The organism is Flavobacterium branchiophilum FL-15, from assembly GCF_000253275.1.
Classification (GTDB): domain Bacteria; phylum Bacteroidota; class Bacteroidia; order Flavobacteriales; family Flavobacteriaceae; genus Flavobacterium; species Flavobacterium branchiophilum.
Window position 1 is genome coordinate 986,900 of sequence record NC_016001.1, and the last position, 12,537, is coordinate 999,436.

The window sequence follows — 12,537 nt, forward strand, 5'->3', positions numbered from 1 at the left end:
TTTTTTGTAGCTTTTTGTTTATTATAGTTTGTTTGCCTCAGGCAAATTGTTTAGGGCGATTTTTTGTTGATATTTTCATATTTAATTTTGTTTTAGTCCTTGATTATCCAATTATTAAGTAGGGTTTTGTTTTTTTATTGGAATCAAAATACTTGCTTTTGGCACTTATATTTTGATAAGAAAAAACACCTAAATAGCTTTAATTAGCTTTATTGGAAGGTTTGTGTACTTAAAACGGGGGCAAAAATAAGATTTTTAATTTGTTTGAAAATAATTATCTTGTAAATTTAACTATTTGTTGGCTTCAAAAAAAAAATGGCTGTTGATTTGTAGCTTTGATTTACTTACCTTTGAGCCGAAAAATTTGACTATGAAACTCACAAAATATTATGTAGCTGCCTTTTCAGCCTTTCTGATCTGGGGTTTTTTTAGCTTGGCACTCAAGCCATTACAGGATTATCCTTCGTTAGATATTTTGTTTTTTAGGGTTTTTATAAGTGCTGTTTTGATGTTGTTGGTTAATCTAATTTTTAGAAAGGCTGTGTTACAACAACAATGGAAGCTTTTTCGATCGTTAGATAGCAAACAGCAGCGGCAAACCTTATTTTATACGTTTTCGGGTAGTTTATTATTGGCTGCCAATTGGTTTGTTTTTATTTATGTTGTGAATCATATTGGAGTTAAAACGGCTTCGTTGGCTTATTTAATTTGCCCTATTTTAACGTCGTTGTTGGCATTTGTACTTATCAAAGAAACATTAAATAAGTGGCAATGGGTTGCTATAAGCATCAGTACGATAGGGTGTTATATTTTGTCTATGCACCATTTTGGCGATATTTTATACAGTATTGTGGTAGCTGCCACTTATTCATTTTACCTCATTAGTCAGCGAAAAAATAGTTTTTTAGATAAATTTATCTTACTTTCTATTCAAATTATTACTTTGTCTGTAATATTGTTGCCGTTTTATCCGATGGTTGTTTCAGATGTGCCAAGGCAAGAGACGTTTTATACTTGTTTGTTTTTTATTACGGTATTTTTTACCATAATACCACTTTTTTTAAATCAATATGCTTTAAAGGCCTTGAGTTCCTCTACGGTAGGAATCATGATGTATATCAATCCGATCATCAACTTTAGCCTTGCTTTTTTATATTTTAAAGAAACGGTTAGTACGCTACATGTGATAGCCTATTTGCTTATCGTTGTTTCGATTGTTGTATTTAATTATAAAATTATTTTTATTAAAAAAAATCTATAAAATGAACCAAGCGATTTATTTGGACCATGCCGCTACAACCGCCATCAGACCCGAGGTGATTGTGGCTATGACCCAAGCCATGACAGAACATTATGGGAATCCATCCTCTACACACGCTTTTGGACGACAAGCAAAAAGTGCCATTGAATTAGCTCGAAAATCCATTGCCCAAGCCTTGCACGTATCGGGGCAGGAAATAATTTTTACTTCGGGTGGCACAGAGGGCAACAATTGGATCATCCAATCGGCCATTTGTGATTTGAAAGTAACCCGCATCATAACCTCCAGAATAGAACATCATGCGGTGTTGCACAGTGTATTGGCCGTTCAAGAAAAGTATGGTGTTGTGGTAGATTATGTAAATATCCTTCCAAACGGAGCTGTGGATATGACCCATTTGGTAACATTGTTGTCTGAAAATCAAAAAACATTAGTGTCGTTGATGCACGTGAATAACGAAACAGGGGTGATAACCAACATTCAGCATGTGGCACAAATTTGCAAAGAGCATCAAGCCTTTTTCCATTCAGACACCGTGCAATCTGTTGGCAAAATGGCACTGAACTTGCAAGATATTCAGGCCGATTTTATTGTTGGCACAGCCCACAAATTTCATGGGCCAAAAGGAATAGGTTTTGTTTTTGTTAGAAAAGGCCTTGTTTTGCAGCCGCTTTTTTTTGGAGGCGAACAAGAAAAGGGTTGGAGGGCCGGCACAGAATCGGTACCTCAAATTGTGGGCATGGCAAAAGCATTAACATGGGCAATGCAACATTTGGAACAAGAGCAGGCCTATATTGGTTTATTAAAAAATCAAGTCATTTTTGAGCTCAAAAACCATTTTCCCAACCTTAAAATTAATGGCGAAAATACCGTCAATTCTATTTTAAACATCAGTTTGCCACTTTTTGAAAAAAAATACGATATGTTGATGTTTCAATTAGATATGAAAAAAATAGCAGTTTCAAGAGGAAGTGCTTGTCAATCAGGTAGTTCCAAGCCGTCGCACGTTTTGAAAGAAATGCTAACCGAATTAGAATTGCAACAGCCCCATTTGAGAATTTCGTTGGGCTATGAAAACAAGCCGTCTGAAATGAGTACCTTTGTCAATGAATTAAAAAATATATGCCATGTATAAAAAAATAGTTGTTTACATAGCCCCATGTATGCTGTTGTCGTGCTACCAAAAAGAACAAAATTGTAAAGATTTTAAAACAGGAACATTCCGATTTGAAACCACCATCAACGGCAAAAAAGCAGTTACCGATTTTGTTAGAAATGATAGTATTGAAATAGAAACCTATAACGGAAAAACCGATACCGCCACCGTAAGATGGGTAAGCGATTGTGAATATATCCTACAAAAAAAACATCCAAAAAATTTATCAGAAGAAAAAGCCATTGATATAAAAATATTGTCCACAGACAAAAATACTTACACTTTTGAATATGGCATAGTAGGCGCCAACAAAAAAGAGAGAGGATTTGTAACAAAATTAAAATAACTTACGTAAAAGATAGAAATATTAACAATTAAAAAATCAAAATGGAACTATTAACCTCCGCAAATGCTTGGATTGCATTATTAACTTTAACTTTTTTAGAAATTATTTTAGGTATCGATAACATCGTTTTTTTATCGATAGTATCGGGTAAATTACCAGAAAATGATCAACCCAAGGCCCGTCGAATAGGTTTATTATTGGCCATGGCTTTTAGAATTGTATTGTTATTTGGAATCACATGGGTGTTAAGCTTGCAAGAAACCATTTTTAGTATCGATTGGCCTTTCTTTTCTGCACATATAACGGGTCAAAGTATTATTATATTTGCAGGAGGATTGTTTTTATTATACAAGTCAGTATCAGAAATACACCACAAAATGGAAGGTGAAGAAGAAGGAGCCAATGCAAAAGCAGGCAACACCTTAACGGGAGCTATTATACAAATAGCGTTGCTAAATTTGGTGTTTTCATTCGATAGTATTCTAACGGCAGTTGGTTTAATCAGTATGAAACCCATAGAAGAAGGCGGTTTTGGCTACGAAGGAGCTTTAGGAATCATGATTTTGTCAATCATTATTTCTATAACCATCATGATGATATTTGCTGGGCCTGTAAGTAAATTTGTAAATCAACATCCAACCATTCAAATATTAGGCTTATCTTTTTTAATACTAATTGGGGTGATGCTGGTTGCAGAAGGCTCACATTTGGCTCATTTCAAGTTTGGTACTGGCGTAGAAGTAGGAAGTATTCCAAAAGGATATTTGTATTTTTCAATCTTCTTTTCGCTGTTTGTAGAATTTTTAAATTTAAAGATGAAAAAATCTAAAAACCCAGTAAAACTACACAACAATACCATAAAAGACGATGAACTGAACGATGTCAATCCGTTAAATTAATTTTTTTATAAAAAAAAAACAAAAAACCCTTTCAGAAATTTTTTTGAAAGGGTTTCTTTTTCTACATTTGCACAAAATTAAATAAGATTAAATTTTTCCCCAAATTTACCATATTTACCTATTAATGAAATTTTTAAAAAGATTTTTCAACACTCCAGAAATACCCATCCAAAACTATCAAGAATTTTGGAATTGGTTTTCTGAAAACGAAAAAAAATTCTTTACCATTGTAAAAGACCGCAACAATATCCAAAAATTATTTTTTGATATTTTAAGCGACAAATTGGATCAATTGCATGCGGGCTATTTTTTTGCCTGTGGCATGTTCGACAAAAACACAGCAGAATTAATCATTTCTGCAGAGGGCAACATCAAAAACATTATTTTTGTAGAAGAATTAGTGGCTACGGCACCCCCTTTAAAAAAATGGCGTTTTACTGCCTTAAAACCCCAAAACAACCTCAATGACATTAATATTCAAATGGGTGGATTTGAATTTAGTCCAAGCAAAGTCAGTTTTATTAGTACTATAAACCATAACTTTCCAGACGAAATTGCCATTACACTCTTGCACGACGATTATTCTGAAAACAACAAACAAACCATCAGCAACGGCCTTTTTGTTTTTTTAGAGCACTATTTGGGCGAATTAAAATCAGCTACAATGATAGACGAAGTTCGATTTGAAAACCCCAAAAACATTACAGACGACATCATTCCAATTCACAAATTAAATGACTACCTCATTTGGCGAGAAAAAGAATTTATAGAAAAATATGATGCCGTAAGACATGGCACCGAAAATGATCAATATGCCATTTTAGAAGCCAAACTCCAGTCTGGCAATCCTTTGATTGCCGTAATCAACACCGATTTACTCAAATGGAATGCAAAAGCGTCCCACTCGTGGATACTTTGGATCGAAATTATATTTGATAAAAAACCTACAAGTAATGAAATATATGACGAAAAATATATTATTTTAAATCAATTTGAAGACGACCTTTTAGCCCAACTCAAAGATTTTGATGGCTACTTGAACCTAGGCAGGCAAACATACGAAGGCAAAAGAGAAATATTTTTTGCCTGTAAAGATTTTAGAAAACCCGCAAAAATAATACCCTACATGGCTCAAAAATACCAACATCAATTAGACATTACTTTTGATATTTTCAAAGACAAATATTGGACTGTCATGCAACAATTTGCAAACTAGTCGTTGAAAAAAATCGTATTAATTTATTTTAACAATAAAAAAAAGATAGGTGTTTTTAATGTTTTTTTATTTTTTTTGTAAAATGTAACTCGAAAAAAAAAGAGCAAAACCAAGAATCGAACAAAAATAGTTGAAAACTAATTTCATCTATCTTTTGATACAAGTTTCAGATAGTCGTAAAATGGTTCTGCAAAAATCAATTTGTACCATGCAATCTTTTAATGGCTACACCCGTAAACATTTTTAAAATGCGGATACATGCTAACATCATTCTAATATATACAAACAAAACACAACAATATATTGGAGCCTACGCTGCTATTATAATGTGAAAAATGCTGCAGCCTCATTATGCAAAAAACTAAAAAAAAACCATCAGCTTCAAAAAAAGTGATGGTGTATATGTCATTCAAAAAAACAAATTATATTTTCTTCATTTGATCTTTCATCAATTTAATTTGATCTTTCAACATGCCTTGTTTGTCTAATTTTTTGGCTTCGGCAATCAAGTTGGTTGCTTCTAGTTTTCGTCTTCTAGACAAAGCCACACCTGCCAAGTTGAGTTTGGCAACAGCTAAATCCATATCCATAGACAAGCCCAACTCAATGGCTTTTTTAAAAAATTTCTCGGCCTGTACCAAATTCGTTTGCGAAACCATGATGCCTTGCAAATAATTGTAGTAGCCTTGCTGCTTTTGAACCAATGCAGTTTCGGGGTTTTTTATTTTGGCTAGCCAATTTTGAGCACCTGGAAAGTCTTGTTTTCGCAATTTTAAGAAGGCCAAAAGGATGAATTCGTTCTTAAAATATAAAAAAACAGGAACGGCCGTTAAAAATAACAAGAAAATACCATTGCCAATATTTCCTTCCGAAAATTGCCAAATGCTAGTAATTACAATAAGTCCAGCGATTATAAGTTTAATATTTTTGTGAAACATAAGTTGATTTTTAATTAAGTTGCAAATATAGTAAAATGATTTTAAAATATTTTTATAAAACTATTTGCCAGAAAAAAAAACCTTTGTATATTTGCACTCGGTTTTAGAATAACGAGTTCTAAAAAAAAATTAAAAGAAATATACATAAAGATTTAAAGATAAAAAACAATGAGCAAAAGAACGTTTCAACCATCGAAAAGAAAAAGAAGAAATAAACACGGATTTATGGACAGAATGGCTTCTGCAAATGGAAGAAAAGTCCTTGCTCGTAGAAGAGCAAAAGGAAGACATAAATTGACTGTTTCTAGCGAACCTAGACACAAAAAATAATGATTGTACATTAATCAATATCAAACCGTTACTATTTTATTTTAGTAGCGGTTTTTTTTGAGTAAAAAAATGTAAATTTGTATAAATTAGTTTGTTTATGAATATTACAATTAAAACTCTTAGGAAAAATGATGATTTGATAAAACAGCTTATATCTAGTCAAAAAGAGCTAATTAAAGAATGTCATGAAGATTATAAAACTAAAAAATTTCAGGAAGTTATTAAGCGATTAAAAGCAAAAAATAAGTTGTTAAGAAGTGATTTACATGCCTGAAAATATTGCGATAACACTTGAAAAATACTTTGTCTCAATAATATGTACAGTGTTTCGTGATTTTTATCATCTTAATAATAATTCTATAACCGTTTTTATTTGTTATTCATTTGATGGTAAACAAAAGGTTTTAAAAAGAAAAGTTGGATCATTGGTTTGATGAATTTAACGATAATTCATTTGTGAAATTTGATGATATAATTTTAGATAAAGAAAACAATGAATTTCCAATTTCTTTTATATTAAAAAAGGAGAATCTAAACTTTAATAAAATTTGTAAAGATTTTATAAATACAAATAATGAAGATAAATTAAGATAACTATTATATTAAATTCAAAAAAATGAAAAAAAGTGTAACACATAAAATTTGTATTTTCACATTTATTATTTCATTTTTTCTGTGTTTATTTAATCGATTTTTAATATTTATTTACAATTTTTTCTTTCAAGGTTATATTTTTGAAAGAGTGATTTTTTTTATATTTTTTTTCTCTACTTTTTTATTACTAAATTCGAAACAAAAATTTATTTCAAATAAACATATAGTTTTTTCAACACCATTTATTTTCGTAACTAATTATATTAGAGCATGTTATGCTAATTTAATTTGTACAACTAACGAGACTGATTTCAATGCTAAGTTCGTTTTGAAAGAAAGTGCTACAATTGAATCTAGGTCTGTTTTTCAAATTTATAAAAAATTGAATTTTATAGAAAGGCAAGTTCTGGATTTCAGTAAAATTTCATGGACAGGGAAAATTTCATGGTATATCTCAACACGATAGCGAAATTAATTAAATTATTAAAATAATAAATAAATACTTAATTTTTACAAAAAAAGAAGTCAAAATAGATAATTTTAAAATTCAATAAAACTCAAAATAAACAACACAACACCATGCCAAAAGACAATTCAATCAAATCGGTTTTAATTATAGGTTCGGGTCCAATAGTCATTGGGCAAGCTTGCGAATTTGACTATGCAGGGTCACAATCCGCACGCTCCATTCGAGAAGAGGGAATCGAAGTGATTCTGATCAACTCCAATCCGGCAACCATCATGACAGATCCATCCATGGCCGATCATGTGTATTTACTGCCATTGACCACCAAGTCTATCATTCAAATCCTGAAAGAACACCCACAAATTGATGCTGTTTTGCCAACAATGGGCGGACAAACAGCCTTGAACTTGTGCTTGGAAGCAGAAGAAAAAGGCATTTGGAAGGATTTTAATGTAAAATTAATTGGTGTTGATATCAATGCCATCAATATTACCGAAGACCGTGAACAATTCAAACAATTATTGGAAAAAATACAGGTGCCAACAGCTCCTGCCAAAACGGCCACCTCTTTCTTAAAAGGTAAGGAAATCGCGCAAGAATTTGGTTTTCCATTGGTTATTCGTCCTTCGTTTACATTGGGTGGTACGGGTGCTGCTTTTGTACATAAAAAAGAAGATTTTGACGACTTGCTTACCAGAGGTCTCGAAGCCTCTCCAATACATGAAGTACTGATAGACAAAGCTTTACTGGGTTGGAAAGAATATGAATTGGAACTTTTGAGAGACAAAAATGATAATGTAGTAATCATTTGTTCCATCGAAAATATGGATCCTATGGGCATTCATACGGGCGACTCTATTACAGTAGCACCCGCCATGACCTTGTCTGACACTACTTTTCAAAAAATGCGAGATATGGCCATTTTGATGATGAGAAGCATCGGAAATTTTGCTGGTGGCTGTAATGTGCAATTTGCCGTTTCGCCCGACGAAAAAGAAGATATAGTAGCCATCGAAATCAACCCACGTGTGTCTCGTTCATCAGCCTTGGCCTCAAAAGCCACTGGATATCCTATTGCAAAAATTGCTTCAAAATTAGCATTAGGTTACCATTTAGACGAATTGCAAAACCAAATTACAAAATCGACTTCGGCCTTATTTGAACCTACATTGGATTATGTAATTGTAAAAATACCCCGTTGGAACTTTGATAAATTTGAAGGTTCTGATAGAACTTTAGGCCTTCAAATGAAATCTGTTGGCGAGGTTATGGGCATTGGTCGCTCGTTTCAAGAGGCTTTGCACAAAGCTACTCAATCCTTAGAAATCAAACGAAATGGGCTTGGTGCAGACGGCAAAGGTTATACCAATTACGAACAAATCATCGAAAAATTGACGCATGCAAGTTGGGATCGTGTTTTTGTGATTTATGATGCTCTGGCCATTGGAATTCCGTTATCAAGAATACACGAAATTACAAAAATAGATATGTGGTTTTTGAAACAATATGAGGAATTATTTACTTTAGAAAAAGAAATTGCCAAATATAAAATAGACTCTTTACCCAAACATTTGTTGCTGGAAGCCAAACAAAAAGGATTTGCCGACAGACAAATTGCACACATGATGGGGTGTTTAGAAAGTCAAGTTCACTCCCTAAGAACAGCAAACAACATCAACCGTGTTTTTAAATTGGTAGATACTTGTGCTGCAGAATTTAAGGCCAAAACACCATATTATTATTCGACATTTGAAGCCGAAATACAAACAGCCAATGGACTGAAATATGTTGATAATGAAAGTATTGTAAGCGACAAAAAGAAAATAGTAGTTTTAGGTTCTGGTCCAAACCGCATTGGGCAAGGTATCGAGTTTGATTATTCGTGTGTGCATGGGGTTTTGGCTGCCAAAGAGTGTGGCTATGAAACCATCATGATCAATTGTAATCCAGAAACGGTTTCGACCGATTTTGATACGGCAGACAAATTGTATTTTGAGCCTGTTTTTTGGGAACATATTTATGATATTATTCAACACGAAAAACCCGAAGGCGTTATTGTGCAACTAGGCGGACAAACGGCATTAAAATTAGCCGAAAAATTATCTAAATATGGCATAAAAATCATTGGTACTTCTTTCGACGCCTTAGATTTGGCCGAAGACAGAGGTCGTTTTTCAGATTTATTAACCGAATTGAACATCCCTTTCCCAAAATTTGGCATTGCCGAAACGGCAGACGAAGCATCGGAACTGGCAGATGTATTGGATTTTCCATTGCTCGTTCGTCCGTCGTATGTATTGGGAGGACAAGGTATGAAAATTGTCATCAACAAACAGGAGTTAGAAGAGCATGTAATAGATTTATTAAAATCGATACCAGGCAACAAGTTGTTGTTAGACCACTATTTAGATGGGGCTATCGAAGCCGAGGCCGATGCCATTTGCGATGGCGAAAACGTTTACATCATCGGAATTATGGAGCATATTGAGCCTTGTGGTGTACACTCGGGCGATTCAAACGCTACTTTGCCACCATTCAATTTGGGCGAATTTGTGATGCAACAAATAAAAGACCACACCCACAAAATTGCCTTGGCACTTCAAACTGTAGGATTAATCAATATTCAATTTGCCATTAAAGACGATATTGTGTATATTATTGAAGCCAATCCACGTGCTTCTCGTACTGTCCCTTTTATAGCCAAAGCTTATGGGGAGCCGTATGTAAACTATGCTACAAAAGTCATGTTGGGCGAAAAGAAAGTTACCGATTTTGAATTCAATCCGCAGCTTCATGGCTATGCCATCAAGCAACCTGTATTTTCGTTTAGTAAATTCCCAAATGTAAACAAAGCATTAGGGCCAGAAATGAAATCAACAGGCGAAAGTATTTTGTTTATAGATGATTTAAAAGACGATCAGTTTTATGAATTGTATAGCCGTAGAAAAATGTATTTAAGTAAGTAATACCAAAATATACGTATATTTGATATGAAACGGGGTGTTTAGCCCAGATTGAAGTGGAAATCCCGGAGGCTCAAAAGGAATTTTTTGTTGCCACAAAAGAGCGACCAGCGGAAGCTCCTTTTGTGGCAAACAAAAAAACCTTTTGAGCCGAGGAATTGAAACGAAAAGCTGGATAAGCTTCTGAATATAAACCATTAAACCTATAAAATGGTCTCTTACACTTGACTTTTTATGCCAAATATACATATAAAATAATCCAATCTATTGGTTCTTTTTTGCTAAAATAAGTCAAAAAAAAATAGTTCCGTAGCCCAGCTATGCAACGAATTTTCTTGAAAATTTTTTCTAAAAAATAACTACGCATCTTTGTACTATTTTATAAATATATTTGGTATTTATATAAAAAAATTACATTTCTATTGTTTTTCCTAAAAGGGACAACGCTATTTTCTGGGCACATTTTTCGCCATCGATAGCCGCAGAAACAATACCACCAGCATATCCAGCCCCTTCGCCACATGGGTACAATCCTTTGATTTGCAAGTGTTCAAGGCTTTGCTCGTTGCGTGGAATACGAACTGGCGATGAGGTCCTACTTTCTGGAGCGTGCAAAATGGCTTCGTTGGTGTAATATCCTTTCATTGATTTTCCAAATTCTACAAAACCTTGTCGTATGATTTGCGTAAGAAAACCAGGAAATACTTGCCCCAATTCGACAGAGGTTGTGCCAGGCACATAAGATGTTTTGGGGATAGATGCAGACCGTTTGCTTTGCGTAAAATCAACCAATCGTTGTGCGGGTGCTTTTTGACTATTGCCTATTTCGAGGGTGTTGCCTGCTTGTTGCCAGGCTTGTTGCTCGATACTTTTTTGAAAAGCCATACCTGCCAAAGCACCAAATTTTGCAAAAGGTTTAAAATCGTCGAGTGTAAGGGCTACTACAATACCAGAATTTGCAGTATTTTGATCTCGTTTCGATGGCGACCAACCATTTGTAACAATTTCGCCAGCTCCTGTGGCACATGGGGCCACTATGCCACCAGGACACATACAAAAAGAGTACATCCCCCTGCCATTTACTTGTTTTACAATAGAATATGGTGCTGGCGGAAGGTATTGCCCTCTAAAATCACAGGAATACTGTATGCTGTCTATCAAATCCTGTGTGTGTTCTGCTCGAACACCAATGGCAAAAGGCTTGGCTTCGATTACTATTTTTTTGGCATCTAACAATTCAAAAATATCTCTGGCAGAATGACCTGTGGCTAATATAAGTTTTTGAGCCTTAATGGTATCCCCCTTATGCGTTGTTACACCTTGTATTTCGTTGTTGTGCACGAGTATATCAGTAACCCTTGTTTCAAATAAAACCATACCGCCCGAAGCAATAATTTGCATACGCATATCTTGAATAATTTGAGGCAATTTATTGGTGCCAATATGCGGATGGGCATCTATCAAAATATTTGGAGTAGCTCCAAATGCAACTAATAATTTCAAAATCCGATCTACATCGCCCCTTTTTTTGGATCGGGTATATAATTTCCCATCAGAGTAGGTGCCTGCTCCGCCTTCGCCAAAACAGTAGTTTGAGTCTTCGTTTACTAAATGGTCTTGGTTGATGGCTTTCAAATCCCTACGACGGCCTCGTACCTCCTTACCCCGTTCAATTACAATAGGCTTTAGCCCCAACTCTATGAGTTGTAGTGCGGCAAACAATCCGGCCGGGCCAGCACCAACAACAATAACTTCTTGAGCATGAGCTACATCAGGATAGTATGGCAACTGTGGTTTGGTGTCTGTTATGGGTTCATTTTGCAAATATACAGCTACTTTCAAATTCATTTTAATAGCCTTTTGACGGGCATCTAACGACCTTTTTAAAATCGCAACATGCTGAATATCATTCTGTTGTATATGATATTTTTTGCAAATATAGTCTTGTAATACATCAGTTTGTGAGGCTATTTCTGGAGCTACTTGAAATTGAAATTCTTTTGGCATAATCAAAAAACATTGGTTTAGACTGCAAAAGTAATCAAAACAACTGATTTATTATACTATACCAACGATTGTGTGGCAACTAGTTTGTCTTTAGCAAAACAATTAAAATGAAGCCATTGGGTATTGATTTTTATAAGTTATACCAAATATTAAGGATAAAAAAATCAAAGACACAAAGTTATTTTTTTAGACTCAGTTTAGCAAACAAAACAGAACAAAATGTTTAAAATGTATATGGGGTGTCAATAGAACACAAATTTTGCACACATGAATACTTCATCATGCGTTACCACCAAAAGCCAAACAAAAAATTAAATAATCAAACACCAAAACCATTAGGGCATGCCGCCAAAAAAAAGCA

At 34.2% G+C, this 12,537-nt stretch carries 10 protein-coding genes; 8 read left to right on the top strand and 2 right to left on the bottom strand.

The genetic code is table 11. The features are described from left to right. The first annotated feature begins 370 nt into the window (after positions 1-370). The 5 genes from FBFL15_RS04235 (at position 371) to FBFL15_RS04255 (ending at position 4,878) form a co-directional block, all read left to right on the top strand. On the top strand, positions 371-1,261 hold the full coding sequence (locus tag FBFL15_RS04235; RefSeq protein ID WP_014083421.1) for an EamA family transporter: 891 nt from the start codon (positions 371-373) through the stop codon (positions 1,259-1,261). Position 1,262: 1 nt separating this feature from the next. Beyond that, a complete protein-coding gene (locus FBFL15_RS04240; protein ID WP_014083422.1) occupies positions 1,263-2,396 on the top strand; it encodes a cysteine desulfurase family protein in 1,134 nt (377 codons plus the stop codon). Continuing rightward, entirely contained in the window at positions 2,389-2,763 is a 375-nt protein-coding gene (locus FBFL15_RS04245; protein ID WP_014083423.1) for a hypothetical protein, read from the top strand. The genes FBFL15_RS04240 and FBFL15_RS04245 overlap by 8 nt, the downstream gene beginning before the upstream one ends. Before the next feature lie 41 nt (positions 2,764-2,804). Then, positions 2,805-3,662 (top strand): TerC family protein, encoded by an 858-nt coding sequence (locus tag FBFL15_RS04250; protein ID WP_014083424.1) that lies wholly within the window; start codon positions 2,805-2,807, stop codon positions 3,660-3,662. Positions 3,663-3,786: 124 nt separating this feature from the next. Continuing rightward, positions 3,787-4,878, top strand: a complete 1,092-nt coding sequence (locus tag FBFL15_RS04255) for a DUF695 domain-containing protein (protein ID WP_014083425.1) — start codon at positions 3,787-3,789, stop codon at positions 4,876-4,878. Positions 4,879-5,300: 422 nt separating this feature from the next. Here the strand turns inward: FBFL15_RS04255 and FBFL15_RS04260 are convergent, their stop codons facing one another. Then, positions 5,301-5,816, bottom strand: coding sequence for a hypothetical protein (locus FBFL15_RS04260; RefSeq protein ID WP_014083426.1), 516 nt, complete (start codon positions 5,814-5,816; stop codon positions 5,301-5,303). A 168-nt stretch (positions 5,817-5,984) separates the two neighbouring features. Between FBFL15_RS04260 and rpmH the strand changes: the two genes are divergently transcribed. The 3 genes from rpmH to carB all read left to right on the top strand — a co-directional run bounded on the left by rpmH (position 5,985) and on the right by carB (position 10,172). Next, on the top strand, positions 5,985-6,146 hold the full coding sequence (gene rpmH / locus FBFL15_RS04265; protein ID WP_008464848.1) for a 50S ribosomal protein L34: 162 nt from the start codon (positions 5,985-5,987) through the stop codon (positions 6,144-6,146). A 97-nt stretch (positions 6,147-6,243) separates the two neighbouring features. Further along, positions 6,244-6,420, top strand: coding sequence for a hypothetical protein (locus FBFL15_RS16460; protein ID WP_014083427.1), 177 nt, complete (start codon positions 6,244-6,246; stop codon positions 6,418-6,420). An 899-nt stretch (positions 6,421-7,319) separates the two neighbouring features. Beyond that, positions 7,320-10,172, top strand: coding sequence for a carbamoyl-phosphate synthase large subunit (gene carB, locus FBFL15_RS04275; RefSeq protein WP_014083430.1), 2,853 nt, complete (start codon positions 7,320-7,322; stop codon positions 10,170-10,172). A gap of 408 nt (positions 10,173-10,580) precedes the next feature. On the opposite strand, the gene FBFL15_RS04285 is transcribed toward carB, so the two are convergent. Next, the gene (locus FBFL15_RS04285) at positions 10,581-12,176 is read right to left on the bottom strand and encodes an NAD(P)/FAD-dependent oxidoreductase (protein WP_014083431.1); all 1,596 of its coding nucleotides are present in this window, start codon (positions 12,174-12,176) and stop codon (positions 10,581-10,583) included. Positions 12,177-12,537: the final 361 nt, after the last annotated feature.